Source organism: Streptomyces tardus (assembly GCF_018101125.2).
GTDB lineage: Bacteria > Actinomycetota > Actinomycetes > Streptomycetales > Streptomycetaceae > Streptomyces > Streptomyces tardus.
This window is the reverse complement of sequence record NZ_JAELVF020000001.1, coordinates 253,488-270,701: the sequence shown is the minus strand read 5'-3', so window position 1 is coordinate 270,701 and position 17,214 is coordinate 253,488. Positions and strand designations below refer to the sequence as shown.

14 protein-coding genes are annotated in these 17,214 nt (G+C 73.3%); 5 read left to right on the top strand and 9 right to left on the bottom strand.

Annotated elements, in window-relative coordinates:
- Positions 1 to 137: 137 nt before the first annotated feature.
- From JGS22_RS01120 to JGS22_RS01105, 4 genes are all read right to left on the bottom strand, one after another.
- Positions 138 to 911, bottom strand: coding sequence for a response regulator (locus JGS22_RS01120; protein WP_211042796.1), 774 nt, complete (start codon positions 909 to 911; stop codon positions 138 to 140).
- Positions 908 to 2,086, bottom strand: coding sequence for a sensor histidine kinase (locus JGS22_RS25800; protein ID WP_211042798.1), 1,179 nt, complete (start codon positions 2,084 to 2,086; stop codon positions 908 to 910). The genes JGS22_RS01120 and JGS22_RS25800 overlap by 4 nt, the downstream gene beginning before the upstream one ends.
- A gap of 170 nt (positions 2,087 to 2,256) precedes the next feature.
- Complete coding sequence (locus JGS22_RS01110; RefSeq protein ID WP_211042800.1) at positions 2,257 to 4,557, bottom strand: MMPL family transporter; 2,301 nt, start codon at positions 4,555 to 4,557, stop codon at positions 2,257 to 2,259.
- A gap of 307 nt (positions 4,558 to 4,864) precedes the next feature.
- Positions 4,865 to 6,382, bottom strand: coding sequence for a glycoside hydrolase family 3 protein (locus tag JGS22_RS01105; RefSeq protein WP_211042802.1), 1,518 nt, complete (start codon positions 6,380 to 6,382; stop codon positions 4,865 to 4,867).
- A 428-nt stretch (positions 6,383 to 6,810) separates the two neighbouring features.
- Between JGS22_RS01105 and JGS22_RS01100 the strand changes: the two genes are divergently transcribed.
- The 5 genes from JGS22_RS01100 to JGS22_RS01080 are packed head-to-tail and all read left to right on the top strand — an operon-like array spanning position 6,811 to position 12,417.
- Positions 6,811 to 7,995, top strand: coding sequence for a phytanoyl-CoA dioxygenase family protein (locus JGS22_RS01100; RefSeq protein WP_211042805.1), 1,185 nt, complete (start codon positions 6,811 to 6,813; stop codon positions 7,993 to 7,995).
- Positions 7,977 to 9,335 carry a DUF6271 family protein gene (locus tag JGS22_RS01095; protein WP_308405456.1) on the top strand — a complete coding sequence of 453 codons (1,359 nt, stop codon included), beginning with the start codon at positions 7,977 to 7,979 and terminating at the stop codon, positions 9,333 to 9,335. The genes JGS22_RS01100 and JGS22_RS01095 overlap by 19 nt, the downstream gene beginning before the upstream one ends.
- Complete coding sequence (locus JGS22_RS01090; protein WP_216814798.1) at positions 9,332 to 10,528, top strand: type III PLP-dependent enzyme domain-containing protein; 1,197 nt, start codon at positions 9,332 to 9,334, stop codon at positions 10,526 to 10,528. Before JGS22_RS01095 ends, JGS22_RS01090 begins: the two co-directional genes overlap by 4 nt.
- A complete protein-coding gene (locus tag JGS22_RS01085; RefSeq protein ID WP_211038775.1) occupies positions 10,525 to 11,064 on the top strand; it encodes a GNAT family N-acetyltransferase in 540 nt (179 codons plus the stop codon). The genes JGS22_RS01090 and JGS22_RS01085 overlap by 4 nt, the downstream gene beginning before the upstream one ends.
- 6 nt (positions 11,065 to 11,070) lie before the next feature.
- Positions 11,071 to 12,417 (top strand): MFS transporter, encoded by a 1,347-nt coding sequence (locus tag JGS22_RS01080; RefSeq protein ID WP_211038772.1) that lies wholly within the window; start codon positions 11,071 to 11,073, stop codon positions 12,415 to 12,417.
- 87 nt (positions 12,418 to 12,504) lie between these two features.
- Here JGS22_RS01080 and JGS22_RS27240 read toward each other — a convergent pair whose 3' ends face one another.
- The 5 genes from JGS22_RS27240 to JGS22_RS01055 form a co-directional block, all read right to left on the bottom strand.
- A complete protein-coding gene (locus tag JGS22_RS27240; protein WP_211038769.1) occupies positions 12,505 to 13,050 on the bottom strand; it encodes a Clp protease N-terminal domain-containing protein in 546 nt (181 codons plus the stop codon).
- Between the two features lies 1 nt (position 13,051).
- On the bottom strand, positions 13,052 to 13,294 hold the full coding sequence (locus JGS22_RS01070) for a hypothetical protein (protein WP_211038768.1): 243 nt from the start codon (positions 13,292 to 13,294) through the stop codon (positions 13,052 to 13,054).
- Between the two features lie 496 nt (positions 13,295 to 13,790).
- A complete protein-coding gene (locus tag JGS22_RS01065) occupies positions 13,791 to 14,726 on the bottom strand; it encodes a sugar phosphate isomerase/epimerase family protein (RefSeq protein ID WP_211038766.1) in 936 nt (311 codons plus the stop codon).
- Positions 14,723 to 15,898 carry a dihydrodipicolinate synthase family protein gene (locus JGS22_RS01060; protein WP_211038763.1) on the bottom strand — a complete coding sequence of 392 codons (1,176 nt, stop codon included), beginning with the start codon at positions 15,896 to 15,898 and terminating at the stop codon, positions 14,723 to 14,725. Before JGS22_RS01060 ends, JGS22_RS01065 begins: the two co-directional genes overlap by 4 nt.
- The gene (locus JGS22_RS01055; protein ID WP_211038762.1) at positions 15,895 to 17,061 is read right to left on the bottom strand and encodes a Gfo/Idh/MocA family protein; all 1,167 of its coding nucleotides are present in this window, start codon (positions 17,059 to 17,061) and stop codon (positions 15,895 to 15,897) included. Before JGS22_RS01055 ends, JGS22_RS01060 begins: the two co-directional genes overlap by 4 nt.
- Positions 17,062 to 17,214 lie beyond the last annotated feature (153 nt).

Here is a 17,214-nt window from a genome sequence, read left to right as displayed (position 1 = left end):
GCTGCCCATCGCCCCGCTCTCGGACGCGTACCTCCCTCGCCCTGCCGCCCCCTGCGGACCGCGTCCTGCCGCGCCCCCTTCCCTCCCTGCCGTACCGCTCCCGGCGGTGCGGCCGACGGGCCGGCTCCCGGGTGTGGTCAGCGGGCGCGGTCGGCGGGGGCGGGGCTGGTGCCGACCAGGCCCGTCTCATAGGCGATGACGACCAGTTGGGCGCGGTCGCGTGCCCCGAGCTTGAGGAAGAGCCGGGAGACATGCGTCTTGGAGGTCAGCGGTGACAGGACCAGATGCTCCGCGATCTCCTGGTTGGACAGACCGCGCCCGACGAGTGCGAGGACCTCGCGCTCGCGCGGTGTGAGCGCCGCCAGTCGGTGCGCGTCCGGTGCGACCGCCGCGGGCCCGACCGGAGCCCCCCGGTCCGCACCCGGTGCCGGCACGGGATGCGCGCCCGCAGTCGCCCGGTCGGTGGCCTGCCGGTCCGTCGCCACGTACGCCTCGATGAGGCGTTTGGTGACCCTGGGCGCCAGCAGCGCCTGCCCGTCGTGCACCAGCCGCACGGCGTCCAGCAGCGCCTGCGGTTCGACGTCCTTGAGCAGGAAGCCGGCCGCACCGGCACGCAGCGCGGCGAAGATGTACTCGTCCAGCTCGAACGTCGTCAGCACCACCACTCTGGTGTCCGCGAGCGAGGGGTGCGCGGTGATGCTGCCGGTGGCCCGGAGACCGTCGAACTGCGGCATCCGAATGTCCATCAGCACCACGTCGGGCGACCTCTCCACGGCCAACCGGACGCCCTCGGCGCCGTCCACCGCCTCGCCCACCACCTCGATATCCGGTTCGGAGTCGAGCAGGGCCCGGAAACCCGCGCGGACCAGCGTCTGGTCGTCGACCAGCAGTACACGGATCGGGGCGCTCACGGACGACCCACCGGCAGCGACGCGGCGACCCGCCAGCCGCCCTGCTCGCGCGGGCCGGCGGTGAGTGAACCGCCCACCGCGGCAGCTCTCTCGCGCATACCGCGCAGACCGTTGCCCGAGCCGGTGGTGGTGAGCGCAGTGGGGCCGAGCCCCCGGTCGTTGTCCACCTCGATCTCCAGCACACCGGCGCGCAGGGTCGCGCGGACCTGCGCGGAGGTGGGTCCCACATGGCGCATCACGTTGGTCAGTGCCTCCTGGACTATGCGGTAGCCGGTCGCCCCCACGGCGGCCGGAAGTGCCTCGATCCCCTCGTCCAGACGGATCTCCAGCTCCACCCCGGCGGCGCCCAGACTCTCCCGCAGCTCTTCCACTCCGCTCATGAGGCGGGTGGGCCGTGTTCGGGCGGACGGGTCGCAGGAGTCGGAATCCTCGCGCAACAGGCCCAGCACGGAACGGAGTTCACCGAGCGCCTCACCGCTGACCCGCTTGATGTCGCGCAGTGTGCCACGGGCTCGCCCGGGGTCCCGGTCGGCGAGGTGGGCCCCGACGCCTGCCTGGACGTTGATGGCGACCATGGCGTGTGCCACGACGTCGTGGACGTCCTGGGCGATGCGCAGCCGCTCCTCGCCCACGCGGCGCAGCGCCTCCTCCTCGCGGCTGCGCTCGGCCGCCTCCGCGCGTTCGACCAGGGCGGCGGTGTGCGCGCGACGGTCGTGCGAGGCGACACCGAGGGCGAGCGGCAGACAGACGAAGGACAGGTTCTTGGCCGTGTCCCAGCCCAGGAGGGGGTACGGGCTGTAGAGGTCGAGCATCAGCAGCACCGTGGGCATCGCCGCGAGCGCTGCGAACGCCGCGACCCTCCGGCCGCGTGCGCCCGCCAGCACGTAGGCGCAGAGCATGGCGGGACACGCAACCGTGGCGTAGATCCCGGCGAAGCTCAGAATTCCGAAGATGAGCGCCATCGCCAGCGCGAACGCCCCGATCGGCGCACGCCGGCTCTGCATGATCGGCAGCGCCCCGGCGACGATCGAGGCGAAGCCGGCGGCGGTCGCCTCGGTCTTGTGCGAGAGCACCATGTCGGTCGTCATCACGGCGACGCAGGACACGACCGCGGCGACGTCGACCAGCAGGGGGCGAAGGTCGCGGACCGGTGGCGCGGAGGGCGGGGTCGACACCTCGCCCAAGGTAGTGAGCGCGGCGCACCCGGACATCCTCCCGGGGGAGTACGTGCACGACGGCGCGGGCCACCGGCCCGGCGGGCCGGAAGCCGAAGTCGGGCCGCGGAACGTGTGGTTCACGTCCGCGGCCCGGCCTCCCCCCGTGCGCCGACCGCACACCGGTGCGCTCAGGCGGGCGTCCGGACCGGCGGCGGTGCGGTGGACCCGTCGGACTCGGTGAGTCCGACCCGGTCGTGCACCCTGCGCAGCCACATCGGTGACCACCAGTTCCACTTGCCCATCAGGCCCATCAGCGCCGGAACGAGCAGGGAGCGCACGACGAACGCGTCGACCAGTACGCCGACCGCCACGGCGATGCCGATCTGCTGGATGAACGAGACCTCGCTGACGCTGAACGCCCCGATCGCCACCGCCAGCAGGATCGCCGCCGCGGTGACCACGCTGCCGGTACGGCCCAGCCCGACCGCGACCGACTCGCGTTCCGGCAGCCCGGTGTCGCGGGTCTCCTTTATCCGGCCGAGAAGGAAGACGCCGTAGTCGGTGGAGAGGGCGAAGACGACTGCCGCGGAGATCAGGAAGTTGGTGGGTTCCACGCCGCCGTTGGGCGTGTAGCCGAGCAGACCGGTCAGCCGGCCGTCCTGGTAGATCCAGGTGATCGCGCCCAGGGAGACCCCGACCGTCAGCACGTTCATCAGCACCGCCTTGAGCGGCAGGACGACCGAGCCGGTCATCAGCCACAGCACCAGCAGGGTGAGCAGCACCAGCAGGGCGACGGCCGGCAGCAGCGTGGCGGCGATGGCGTCCTGCTGGTCGACGAACTCCGCGGCGGGGCCGGTGGTCAACGCGTCCGTGTCGCTGTCCGCGGCCAGCTCGCGGACCTCTGTCACGACGGTACGGGCCGCCTCACCGGCAGGGTCGCCGTCGACCTCCAGGTCGATCCGCCAGATGCCGCCGCCCAGCTCCTCGGCGCGTGCCGGAGCGGCCACGTGCCCCAACCCGGAAGCACGCGCGGCCAGTTCGGCGGCGCCGCGGTCGCCGGGGCCCGAGGCGGCGACGACCACGGTGACCGCGGTGGTGCCGGGGTCCTCGTAGTCCTCCGCGATCACATCGGTCACCTGCCGGGCGCTGAGGCTCTGCGGCACGACACTGTCGTCGACAGGGGTCCACTCGCTGCGCAGGGCCGGTGTGCTGAGGGCGAGCATCACCAACGCGGTCGCGACGGCGAAGAGCCCGGGACGGCGCATGACCGTGTGCGCCAAGCGGTACCACCGACGCTCGGCCCGTCCGCCCTCCCGGCCGTTCCCGGCGTCGTCCTCCCCGCCGAGGTCCCGGCCGTCCCGTCCCGCGGATGCCGAACGCCGCTGCGGACGGGCCAGTTTGACGCCCCACAGGGCGAAGAACACCGGGCTGACGACCAGCGCGGCCACCGCCGAGACCACTGTGACGACCACACCGGCCAGCCCCATCGAGGTCAGGAAGCGCAGGGGGAAGAGTGTGAGTGTCGCCAGGGCGACCGCCACCGTCGCAGCGGAGAAGACCACCGTGCGACCGGCCGTGCGCATCGTGGCGGCCACCGCCTCGAAGGTCGCGCCACGCCGCCCCAACTCCTCGCGGTAGCGCGTCAGCAGGAACAGCGTGTAGTCGATCGCCAGCCCGAGCCCCAGCCCGATCACCAGGTTGAGGGCGAAGACGCTGATTCCGTAGAACTGGTGGACACCGGTCAGTGCGAGGAAGGTACCGAGAACCGTCGTGAGGCCGACGACGACCGGCAGAACGGCGCCGCGGCCGCGGAAGAACAGCAGCGAGAGCAGCACCAGGGCCGGGAAGGCGAGCAACTCGGCACGGGCGAGGTCCTGTCCGATCTGCCCGCCCATCTGGAGACCGGCCACCGCACCGCCCCCCACGGTGATGTCCGCCCGGTCACCGAAGACCTCGACGGCCTCCTCGGCCACCTCCGCGGGGGTGGCCCGCGCGTCGAGAGTGCCGACGACCAGCGCCGAGGAGCCGTCCGAGGCAGTGCCGGCCGGCTCCGCCCCGGCGATGCCGTCGATACCCGCCAGTTCCTCGACGGCCCTTCCGACCGCCGTACCGCCGGAGTCCGAGGCCGATCCGGAGTCCGAGGCCGATCCGGAGTCCGATCCGGAGCCGGAGTCGCGGTCCGAGGCGGGGTCCGAGCCGGAGGGTGTTCGGACCACGAGGACGACTCCCGGCGCGGGTTGGCGGCCGGTGGCCTTCTCGATTCTCTCGACCGCGCGCACCGACTCGGCGTCGGCCGGGGTGAACCCGCCGTCGCTCTCCAGTGCGCCGACCACCGGTCCTCCGACCGCACCCGCCACCGCGACGAAGAGGAACACTGCGACGAGCGCTCGTCGCGGCCGGGCGCAGAGCATCCTCAACAGCCGCCCCAGGGGCCCGGGTCGGGCTCGTCCGGTGCGAGGCGGCGGGGTGTTCTCGGGTGTCGTGTTCATGCGCCCACCCTCGTCGCGGAGGGGGCGGTCGGCGTCCGGCCCCGGGAGTAACCGGGCGGCGGATCGCGGCTGTTCTGCTCCCGGCGGTGTAGCCCCCGCGGACGACACCGCCCCTCGTCGGCGCATGCGCCTCGTACGGCGTGCGCCGCGTACGGCGCGTACTTCGTGCGCCGCGTACCTCGTACGGGTACGCCGTAGAGCCCGCACACCGGTGACGGCGTACGGGCTCCGACGGCGTACGGGCTGCGACGGGCTGCGGGCTGCGACGTGGTCGGGCTCCGGCGGGACGGGCGGGCCCGCCGGCGGCTCAGCTTGCCGCGCGGGCGCCCACCAGCAGTTCGGTCACCGCGGTGCCGGAGGCGGTGGAGGCGCCGTGGGTGCAGATGCCGACCGCGCCCGGCAGTTCGCCGGGCAGGCCCATCTCCACCACGATCGCGTCCGGGCGGGCCCGGGTCAGCTCACCGAGAGCACGGGACATCCAGGAGTGGCGGGCCGCGTCGCGGACCACGACCACCAGCGGACGGCCCGTTGCCCGGGTGAGCCCGCAGACCTCCGCCGTGGCCGCCGAGCCGAGGTCCTCCTGCCGCACCCGCACCGAGGTGGTGCTCGGCAGGTGCCGCAGCAGCGAGTCGGCGACGCCCCACGGCGTTTCCTGGGCGATGGCGAGATGGGTCAGCGGGGCCAGCTCGACGACGTGCGGGGAGTCGGCCAGCGGCAGTGCGCTCCGGGCGGCCCCGGTGAGCCGGATCGCGCGCCGCGCTCCGGTGAGGCCGATGCTCTCGATGTTCTCGGCCGGCGGCGCGGGAGTGCGGGCGAGGCGGGTGGACCAGTCGGCGAACTCCGCGACGCGGGCCGCCGCTTCGGCCAGCCGCTCCTCCGTCAGCCGGCCCGAGGCGACCGCGTCCACCAGTGCGTCGGCGATGCGGGCGGGGGTCTGCTCGTCCGCGTTCTCGCCGCCCACGCAGAGCGCGTCGGCGCCGGCCGTGACGGCGCGCACCGAGGCGCCCTCGATGCCGTACCGCTCGGTGACGGCAGCCATTTCGATGGCGTCGGTGACGATGAGCCCGTCGAACCCCAGCTCACCGCGGAGCAGATCGCCCAGCACCCGTCGGCTGAGGGTGGCCGGGACCTCCGGGTCCCAGGCCGGTACCAGCAGATGGGCGCTCATCACGGCGCGCGCACCGGCCCGCAGCGCGGCCAGGAACGGGGGCAGTGCGTGGGCGGCGATCTCGGCGCGGTCCGCGTCGTAGCTCGGCAGCCCGTGGTGGCTGTCGACGGCGACGTCGCCGTGGCCGGGGAAGTGCTTGGCGCAGGCGGCGACGCCGGAGGACTGGAGTCCGTCCACCCATGCGGCGGCGTGCCGGGAGACGACCTCGGGGTCGGTGCCGAAGGACCGTACGCCGATGACCGGGTTGTCCGGATTGGAGTTGACGTCCACGCTGGGCGCGTAGTTGAGGGTGACGCCTGCGGCCCGCAGATCGCGGCCGAGGTCCCTGGCGACCTGTGCGGTCAGCTCGGTGTCGTCCACATGGCCGAGGGCGAAGTTGCCCGGGCGCGAGGAGCCGGTGGCGGACTCGATGCGGGTGACGTCGCCGGACTCCTCGTCGATCGCGACGACGAGCTCGGGGTTCTCGGCGCGCAACCGCTCGGTGAGAGCGGCGACCTGCTCCGCCGATTCGATGTTGCGGGTGAACAGGACGACCGAGCGCAGCCCGTCCTGAATGTCCCGCAGCACCCAGTCCGGGGGCGTGGTCCCCACGAAACCGGGCTGCAGGAGGGAGAGCGCGAGTCGTCGTACCTCACTGCTGCGCCTGCTGGACACCATCGGCCCGCCTTTCGCACGGAAGTGCTGGGCCGGCCGTGAGATCGTCGCGGCTACCCAACGGTAGGGATTGGTCTGTGCCAATACTATTCCGCCTGTACGGAGCCGCTCTGTCAAGTGATCCGGTGTCATCGCTCGTACATCTGTGAGCCGTTGTCGCATTTACCGCGGCGGGTTCCCGTGGGTCGCGTCGGCGTCGTCCGGTCGGTGGTCCGGGGTGCTGTGGCGGCGTCGGTGCGGCGAGTGGTAGGGGTGTCCGGTCGGCCGGGCCCGCGTCAACCGGGCTCCGGGTGCATGCAGTTGACACCGGTGCCGGGGCTGTGAAAGATGAGCCAACCTTGGTCTAGTCCAATGTGCCGGACGGAGCCTCCGACCTCTCGGAGGGGCGTGCCACCGCCTCGTCCTGCCCACTTCCCAACGGAGCCGCTCTGATGTCATCGGCTGACGCACACCTCCACCGGGCCGCCTCCGAGGTCCCCTACTTCAGTGCCGACGGCGAGACCTACCTCGCCCGCACCCGGCTGCGCGATCTGCACAAGACCCGGCCGCTGCGGGTGTTCTCGCCGGAGCAGTACGCCTTCTGGCAGACCTACGGGTACGTCGTGGTCCCCGAGGCGGTGAGTCCCGACCACGCCCGCGAACTCCTGGACTTCGCCTGGGACTTCCAGGGCCTGGACCCCGCTCGCCCGGAGACCTGGTACGAGGAGCGCACCTTCCGCTCGGACCTCGACCGCGAGCTGCACATCTACGGCTTCGTCGAGGCGTACCACCACCAACTGCTGTGGGACAGCCGCCAGTCCCGGCGCGTGTACGACGCCTTCGTCGACGTCTGGGACTGTGAGGAGCTGTGGGTCACCCTGGACCGGCTCAACCTCAACCCGCCCAACATCCGCAACCGCGACCGCGCCCTGATCGAGCACCGCGAACGCGGATTCGACATCAACCTCCACTGGGACGTCGACACCACACTCGGCATCCCCCCGCAACGGGTCCAGGGCATCATCGCCCTCAACGACACCACCCCCGAGCACGGCGGCTTCCAGTGCTGCCCGGAGCTCTTCCGCACCTTCGACCGCTGGGCCGCCCTCCAGCCGGAGGACCGCGACCCGATCAGGCCCGCCGTCGACCACGGCGAAATGCCTGTCGTCAGGCCGGAGTTGAAGGCCGGTGATCTGCTGATCTTCAATGGCCACCTCGCCCACGGCGTCGCGCCCAACACCGCGGGCAGGGGTGCCCGAGCCGTCCAGTACCTGGCGATGATGCCCGCGCTGGAGGGCCATGCGGAGCTGCGCCGCTCGCGCGTCGACTCCTGGCACGACAACACCACGCCGACCTGGAACGCCACCCTCCTCGGCGACGCCGACCGCCCCGAAGCCGAGCGGTACGGGCCCGCGGAGCTGACCGAACTGGGCGAGAAGCTCCTCGGCCTGCGTCCCTGGCACCCCGCCCCGGCCACCGGGCCGGAGACGGCGCACACCGGATCGGGCGCCGCCGTCGAACCCGACGCGGCCCGCGCCGACTCCGGCGTCGTACCCGTCGAGTCCGGCGTCGTACCCGCCGAGTCCGGCGTCGTACCCGTCGAGTCCGAGGGGGGCCCGTGCGTCGCATCGCGCTGACCCTGCCCACCAACCGCCCCTGCTCCCCGGCGCTCACCGCGCTCGGGCACGAAGCCGCGTACGCCGCCGACCACTTCGGCGTCCACGTCGAACTCCTGGTCCTCGACTCCTCCGACGGCAGCAGCGCCGGCCCCGTCCACGCGGATCACGCCCGTACCCTGCGCGCGCTGCCCGACCGTCCCCGCGTCACCGTCCGACACCTGGACGAGGAGCGCCAACGCGCCTTTCTGGCAGCGGTGTCGGAGGCGAGCGGGGCCACCGGCGCCGGCTCGCTGCTCGCGCTGCTGCTGCCCGCGCGGCTGTCCTACGGCGCCTGCACCAACCGGGCGTTCCTCATCGCCGCTGCGCTCGGCTGCGAGTCCGTGCACCGCCGGGACTCCGACAGCCGCTACCAGCAGGACCCCGCCGGGCGTACCGTCTTCCCGGTCCACCACGAGCTCGCCGCGCTGGGTCGGCCGGCCTCCGCGGTCGGCGAGAGCGTGTCGAAGACGGTGCTCGCCGAGGAGTTGGCGGAGCGCCCCGTGGCGCTGGTGGGCGGTTCGTTCATCGGCGAACCCTCGGTGGACATCGAGGAGATCGACCGGCTGGACCCGGAGGTGTACCACGAGGTGGTGAGCCTGTGGGCGCCGATGGACTGGTCTGCCGGACGCAAGCGCGCGCTGGTGGAGGAGTCCTTCCGGGGCGCGGGCAAATCGCCCTTCGTGGCCGACGACTCGACGCTGACCCTGGTCGACCCGATGCGGGTGGACATGTGCAACGTCGCCTTCCACGGCGTCCACGAGCAGGTGCCGCTGCCGCCGGCGACCGAGACCATCGGCAGCGACTACTTCCTGCTGCACCTGGTGCGGCACACCGGGCTCCCCGGCGTCCTGCACAACCGCGACATCGTCAACTTCCACACCCCGGAGCGTCGGACGGACCGCGGATTCGCCGCCTACCAGCTGCGTTTCGTGAAGTTCCTGCTCTCGATGCTCTATCTGAACCACCTCTACGACCGGCTCGCCGAGGAAGGCCCCTCGCTGACCGACGGCGCGGGCCGTCTGCGCGCCCCCGCGGTGGCCGACCTCGTCCGGCGCAGCACCGCCCTGGACCGGTCCGAGAACCGCGAACGGCTCGCTCGCGTCGACGCCGCCTACCGCCGACTCGGCGGCAGATACGCGGAGTTCGCCGACAGCCTGCTGCCCCGGCGCTCCGTGCTCCTGGACGAGGCACGGACGGACATGGCCGAGTTCGCCGAACTCATCGCGCACTGGGGCGCGTTGATCCACGCCGCCCCTGGCTGCGCCGCGCTGCTCGACCGGCCGGTGGCCGAGGACCGGACCGGGCAGGCGGACGGATGACCGACGGGCTTCTCGCGCCGCCCGCCGCCCTTCCCCGCCCCGGCGGCGAGGAGCGGGAGGCGGACCGGATCGTCTACGACCTGGACGGCATCCGGCATCGGTACGACACCCTCCGCCGCGAACTGCCGGGTGCCGACATCCGGTTCGCGATGAAGGCGTGCCCGGTCGACGACGTGCTCCGCGCGCTGCTCCACCGGGGAGCGGGGATCGACGCGGCAAGCGTGCCCGAGCTGCACCGGGCGCAGCGGCTCGGTGCGCCGCGGTCCCGTACGCACTACGGCAACACCGTGGTCTCCGACCGCGACATCGCCGACGCGCACCGGCTCGGCGTCACCGACTTCGCCGCCGACAGCCTGGAGACCGTCGCCGCCCTTGCCCGTCATGCCCCCGGCGCACGGGTCTACTGCCGTCTGATGACCACCGGACGCGGTGCACTCTGGGCGCTGGGCCGCAAGTTCGGCTGCTCCCGCGAGGAGGCCGTCCGCGTACTGGAGGCCGCCGACCGGGCCGGGCTGCGGCCCTCCGGGCTGTCGGTGCACGTGGGTTCGCAGCAGACCGACCCCGCCGCCTGGCGCGCGGCCTTCGACTCCCTCGACGCCGTGCTGACCGCGCTCGCCGGCCGGGGCCCGGTCCCGGACCACGTCAACCTGGGCGGCGGACTGCCCGCGCTGGGCGGCCTGGACCGCGACGGCGAAGCCGCGGCCCCGCCGATCGAGGCGATACTGCGCACCCTGCGCGAAGGCGCGGCCCGGCTGCGCCGCCACCACGGCGAGCGGCTGCGGCTGGTGATCGAACCGGGCCGCCACCTCGTCGCCGACCACGGCACCATCCACGCCCGGGCGCTGCGGCTGACCAGGCGTCGGCTCCCGGACGGCAGCAGCCAGGCGTGGCTCTACCTCAGCGTCGGCCGGTTCAACGGGCTCTACGAGATGGACGCCCTGCGCTATCCGCTGCGCTTCCCCACCCACCCCGCGGACGCCCCGACCGTCCCGGCAGTGGTCGCGGGCCCCTCCTGCGACAGCGACGACGCCTACCCCGCCACCCACGCCCCCGCGCAGGTGCCCGTGGATCTGGCCTCGGGCGACCCGGTGCATGTCCTGCACTGCGGTGCGTACGCCGTCAGCTACATGACCGAGGGATTCAACGGCTTCGCGCCGCTGCCCCGCCACTGCACCGGCGGGGTCGGGGGATGAGCGCCGGCTGCGCGATCGGGCCGGTCCAACCGCGGCACTGGCCGGCGCTCGCGGACCTGGAGCACGAGGTGTACGCGGCCTCGGGCCTCTCCGAGGGCGGCGAACTGTTGCGCGCCCGGGCCGGGGCCTCGCCCTCGACCTGCTTCGCACTGGAGCGGCACGGCCGACTCGCGGGCTACGCACTGGCGTTCGCGCACCCCCACGGCCACTGCCCGGAGCTGCGGCGGCACCGAGCCCCCGACGACGGCGGCACCCGCAACCTCCATCTCCACGATCTGGTCGTCGCCCCGGCCCACCGGCGCGTCGGGCTCGGCCCGCGGCTGCTGGCCCGCCTCGCCGACGCCGCACGGACGGACGGCTTCGAACGGCTCTCGCTGGTCGCGGTCGAAGGCGGTCGGCGCTTCTGGGCCGCGCAGGGCTTCACCGCCGACCCCGCGGTGGTGCCGCCCGCCGTGTACGGCCCCGACGCCGTCTACATGTCCGCTCCGGTCACGGCCACCGCCGTGGAACCGTCCCCGCAGTGCGAAGTGAGGTAACACAAGGTGGCCCGTATCGACGATCCGTTCCGCAGAGGCCAGTTGGCCACCGCGGCGCTGTTCTGCGCGCTCGGATTCCAGTACGCGACCTGGGTCTCGCGCATCCCGGCGCTCAAGAGCGACCTGGGGCTCTCGCCGGCCGAGGTCGGCGTGCTGCTGATGGCCGCGGGGGTGGGCGCCTCGGTGTCCTTCCCGGTGGTGACCCATCTGATGGGGCGGCTCGGCTCGCGGCAGCTCGCGCTGCTGTCGACCGTCGGGCTGGCGGCGGTGCTCCCCGCGCTCGCCCTGGCGCCCAACTACCCGGTCGCGCTGCTGGTGCTGTGCGTGGACGGAGTTCTCGTCGGCTGCCTCAACACCGCGATGAACGCGCAGGGCGCCGCGTTGGAGGAGCGCCACGGCCGCGCCACGATGGCCAAACTGCACGCCACCTTCAGTGCGGGTTCACTGCTCGCCGCCCTCCTGGCGTCCGCCCTGCACACCGTGACCTCCTCCGTCACCGCGCACTTCGCGGTGGGCGCCGCCCTGCTGGTGCTGCTCTCGGCCGGCGCGCGCGGCGGGCTGATGGCCGACCACGGCCGGCGGCCGGCAGCGGAGGCACAGGAGAAGAAGACGCGTGCGGCGCGGCGGCTGCCGAGCCGCCTGACGCTGTGGATGTGCGGCGCGATGGCCTTCGGCACCGTCACCGAGGCGTCCATGAACGACTGGTCGGCGCTCTACCTGGAGGACATCGCGGGCGCCTCCGAGCAGATCGCCCCGCTGGGCATCGCGGTGGTCTCCGGAATGATGCTCATCGCCCGGCTCTTCGCCGACAGTTGGCGCAGCCGCTGGGGCGACGGCCGGGTCGTGCTGGTGGGCAGTGTGCTCGCCGCCGCCGGGCTGGCGTTCGCCCTGCTGACGGGCGGTGTGGTCACCGCGCTGCTGGGCTTCGCCTGCGTCGGTCTGGGCATCGCGGCGGTGACCCCGTGCGTCTACGTCGCCGCGGCACGGCAGGAGGCGAACGTACTGCCGCTGGTGGCCGCCACCGGTACCACCGGACTGCTGACCGGCCCGCCGCTGATCGGTTTCGTCGCGGGGGCGAGCAGCCTGGTGTGGGGTTTCGCGCTGGTCGGCGTCTCCGCGCTGATCGTCGCGGTGTGCAGCACCCGCATCCGCTGGGAGCCGGCCGCCTCCGACGCCGAGCGGGACAGGGAGGAGGGCGACGGTCCGCAGCGCGGCGACGCGCCGGACGAGGGCGGTCTCCCGGACGGGAGCGACCGGCCGGGTGACGGGCAGCGCGCCGCCGCGGACGCTCCCACCAACGTGGCCGCCGCCAAGTCCGCGCCCGCCGCGGGCACGTCGGAGCACCCACGCTGACTCCGTTCACTGCCGTTCGCTGCCGTGGGGGCGGCCCGCTCCGTGCCGCCCCCGTGCGCGGTACGGAGCGGGCCGCCCCCACATCGTCTAGGAGGCGTCGGCCGCCACCCGGGCCAGCACCGCCTCGCGCAGGCGGTCCGGCTCCGTGCCGAGCGCCGCCAGCACCTCGGCGCCGCGGCCCTCCCGCACGGTCAGCAGGCCCAGCAACATGTGTTCGGTGCCGAACCTCTCGTGGCCCAACTCCCGTGCCTCGGCCAGGGTTTGCTCCAACACTCGCTTGGCCCGCCCGGTGTAGGCGGGCCGGGGGAAGTGGAACGACCCCTCGCCGAAGTTCTGCTCGGCCCGACGCTTGATCTCCTCGACGTCGATACCGATGGAGGACAGCGCGTCCTTCTCGGCCTGCCCGTCCGTGGCGACGACTCCGGCGGCCTGCTGCACCCGTACCGTCTCGGCCCGGGCGCGCTCGAGGTCGATGCCCTGCTCCCGCAGGACGTCCCCGGCGGTGCTCCGGTCGGTGCCCACCAGCCCGAGCAGGATGTGCTCCGTACCGATGAAGTCGTGGCCGAGCGCGACGGCCTCGTCCTGCGACAGCACCACGGCGTGCCGCCCGCGGTCGGTGAAGAACTCGAACACGTTACTTCTCCTTGCCTTCGGCCTTGCGCCTGCTCGCGTGCTTCTCGTGCACGGACTGGCGGCTGACGTTGAGTGAGGTGGCGATGGCCTGCCACGACCAGTTCTGCTCGCGGGCGTTGTCGACGTGGACCCGCTCCAGCTCCTCCAGGAGTCGGCGCAGGGCGAAGACCGCCCCGAGCCCCACGGCGGGGTCCTTGTCGGTCACCTGTCCGGCCAGCGAGGCCGGTGTGTCCTCTGCTCCCATGTTTGTCAGGTTGCCCTGACAGAGTGGGTGGTGTCAAGGATGCCTGACATTGGGGTCGTCGGCCGCACCGCCAAGCCGAGGGCGAGTGCGGACGTGGGCGGGTGCGCGGGTGCGCGGGTGGCGACGGGCGTGGCGTCGAACCGGCAGGGCGAGGGCATGGGGCGGGTCGGCCGCGCACGGGACCGGCCGGCAGGTGTCGCCGCGGTCGACCTGCCACCGTTCACGAACGCGCCCGACCGGCAAGGCGGCAGGAAGAGCAGGGTCAGGGCGTCGGCCACGAGGGGCGCCCGGCCGCGCACGGGAAGCTGCGCAGGAGGAGCGACTGCCACGGTGCGGTGCGAGAGGAGTCGCGTACGGGTGCGTGCGGAACGTCCACTTCTCGGTGGTGGCCTCGGCGTTGGGCCCCGGCTTTGACGATCTCCCTGGGCCGCGGCGGGTCCGCCCGGCCGCCCCCGTACCGGGCGGCCCCCTCCGCGGCCCGGTACGGGGTGCGGTGTCAGCGGGGCAGGGGCGCCGATCCGGACCCGCCCGCAGCGACGTCCGCGACGTCCGCGACGTCCGCAGCGCCGGCCTCGGCGGGGCCGCTGGCTGGGACGGCCAGCACCCCGTGCCACCGCTGGAGGGTCTCGGTCAGTACCTCGTGGCCGTCCCGTGCCCAGAGCTGCTCGTTGAACAGCTCCACCTCCACCGGCCCGATGCAGCCGGCCCGCGCCACCCGCTCGGCGAACCACCCGAAGTCCACGCTGCCGTCGCCGAGTTGGCCACGACCGGTCATGACGCCGCGGGGGAGCGGAGTGACCCAGTCCGCCAGTTGGAAGGAGTGCAGCCGACCCTCCCGGCCCGCCCGGGCGATCCCCTCGGCGGCCCGGTCGTCCCACCACAGGTGGTAGGTGTCCACCACCACGCCGACCTGGTGCGAGGGGAACGGGGCGGCGAGGTCCAGTGCCTGCTCCAGAGTGGAGACCACACAGCGGTCGGCCGCGTACATCGGGTGCAGCGGCTCGATCGCCAGCCGTACGCCGTGCCCCTCCGCGTACGGCCCCAGCTCGGCCAGCGCCTCCGCGACGCGGGCGCGTGCCCCGGGGAGGTCGCGATCCCCCTGCGGCAGTCCGCCGCTCACCAGTACCAGGGTGTCGGTGCCCAGCGTGGCCGCCTCCTCGATGGCGCGCCGGTTGTCGGCCAACGCCTCGCGCCGCGCCGCCGGTTCGGCGGCGGTGAGGAAACCGCCGCGGCACAGGGTGCTGACGCCGAGCGCGTTCTCGCGCATCAGCGCCGCGGCTGCCTCCACGCCGTACTCGCGCACCGGCTCCCGCCACAGCCCGACGTGCTCGACCCCCAGGGTGCGGCAGCTGCGCACCAGCTCCGGCAGGGAGAGCTGTTTGACGGTCATCTGGTTGACGGAGAAGGGGCCGAGCCGCCCCCGCGCGCTCATCCGCGTATCCCGTGGACGGCCAGCAGTGTGCGCATGCGGTCCTCGGCCGACTGCGGATCGTGGAACAGCCCCAGGTCGTCGGCGAGTTCGTAGGCGCGGGCCAGATGGGGCAGGGCCCTGGCCGACTGCAGCCCGCCGAGCATGGTGAAGTGCTCCTGGTGGCCGCCGAGCCAGGCGAGGAAGACCACGCCGGTCTTGTAGTAGCGGGTGGGCGGGCCGAAGAGGTGGCGGGCCAACTCCACTGTCGGGTCGAGGACTTCGCGGAACCCCTGGCTGTCGCCCGTGTCCAACCGCTTCAGTGCGGCGGCGGCCAGCGGCGCCAGCGGGTCGAAGACGCCCAGCAGCGCGTCGCTGGCGCCTGCCTCGTCCCCCTCGATCAGCTCGGGGTAGTGGAAGTCGTCACCGGTGAAGCAGTGCACGCCAGTCGGCAGCCGGCGCCGCAGTGCGACCTCCCGCCCGGCGTCCAGCAGCGAGACCTTGACCCCCGCCACCGCCTCCGGGCGGCTCGCGATGAGCGAGAGGAAGGTCTCGGTCGCCCGGTCGAGATCCCCGCTGCCCCAGTAGCCCTCCAGTGCCGGGTCGAACATCGGGCCCAGCCAGTGCAGTACGACCGGTTCGGCGGCCTGGGCGAGCAGCGGTTCGAGCACCGCGAGGTAGTCCTCGGGCCCTCGGGCGCGGGCGGCCAGCGCGCGGGAGGCCATCAGCACCGCCTGTCCGCCGGCCTCCTCGACCAGCGCCAACTGCTCCTCGTACGCCTCCCGCACCGCCTTGAGCGCGGCGGCCGGCTCCTCGGGCAGGTCGTCACCGAGCTGGTCGGTGCCGACGCCGCAGACGATCCGCCCGCCCTCGCCGCGCGCCTCGGCGCAGGAGCGGCGCACGAGCTCCGCGGCGGCCGGCCAGCCCAGGCCCATCCCGCGCTGGGCGGTGTCCATCGCCTCGGCGACGCCGAGCCCCAGCGACCACAGGTGCCGTCTGAAGGCCAGGGTGGCGTCCCAGTCCACCGCGGCCGGACCGCCCGCGCCGGACGCCGCTGCGGCCAGCGGATCGGCGACCACGTGCGCGGCGGCGTACACCGTGCGGGAGGTGGCCGGGCCCGAACTCCTCGGCAGCGTACGGCCGTTGCCCGGCCGGTGGGTGCGCAGTGCGCCGCTCGCGTCCGGGAGCCGGATCATCGCGGCAGCTCCGGCACGTCCAGGCGGCGGCCCTCGGCGGCCGAGCGCAGCCCGAGTTCGGCGAGCTGCACTCCGCGCGCGCCGGCCCGCAGGTCCCAGTGGTAGGGCTCGCCGCGGGCCACATGCCTCAGGAACAGCCCCCACTGCGCCTTGAACCCGTTGTCGTACTCGGCGTTGTCGGGCACCTCCTGCCACTGCTCGCGGAAGGAGGTGCCGACCGGCAGGTCGGGATTCCAGACGGGTTTGGGGGTGGAGGCGCGGTGCTGGACGCGGCAGGAGCGCAGCCCGGCGACGGCCGAGCCCTCCGTGCCGTCGACCTGGAACTCCACCAGCTCGTCGCGGTTGACCCGTACCGCCCACGAGGAGTTGATCTGGGCGACGATCGGGCCGTGCGGGCCGGCCAGTTCGAAGATGCCGTACGCGGCGTCGTCGGCGGTGGCGTCGTAGGTGCGGCCCTGCTCGTCCACCCGGCGCGGGATGTGGGTGGCGGTGTGCGCCTGGACGGAGGTGACCCGGCCGAACAACTCGGCCAGCACGTACTCCCAGTGCGGGAACATGTCGACGACGATGCCGCCGCCGTCCTCCGCGCGGTAGTTCCACGACGGGCGCTGGGCCTCCTGCCAGTCGCCCTCGAACACCCAGTAGCCGAACTCGCCGCGCACCGACAGCACTTGGCCGAAGAAGCCGCCGTCCAGCAGTCGCTTGAGCTTGCGGAGCCCGGGCAGGAAGATCTTGTCCTGGACGACGCCGTGGCGCACGCCCTGCTCCTCGGCCTGCGCGGCCAGGGCGAGCGCGGCCTTGGCCGAGACCGCGGTCGGCTTCTCGGTGTAGATGTGCTTGCCGGCGGCTATCGCCCGGCCGAGGGCGTCCTCGCGGGCCGAGGTGACCTGGGCGTCGAAGTAGATCTCCACGCTCGGGTCGGCGAGCACGGCGTCCAGATCGGTGTGGACGGCGTCGGCGTCGAGGCCGTGGCGCTCGGCCAACTCCCGCAGGGCGTACTCCCGTCGGCCGACGAGCACGGGTTCGGGCCACAGCGTCTCGCCGTCGCCGAGGTCGAGGCCGCCCTGCTCGCGGAGCGCGAGGATCGAGCGCACCAGGTGTTGGCGGTATCCCATCCGGCCGGTCACGCCGTTCATGGCGATCCGGACGACTCTCTGTCCCATGGGCGGGCCCTTCGCGTGGAGGTCTGAGGCTGAGGAGCATGGGGTGATAGAAAGCGCTTACTAGTGCGCTGAAGGGTAGTCTGCCTGTGTCCCTGTGTACAAGGGAGAGCAGCAGGCAAGCGCGGTCTCCGCCGCTGAGCGGGGAGGCGGAAC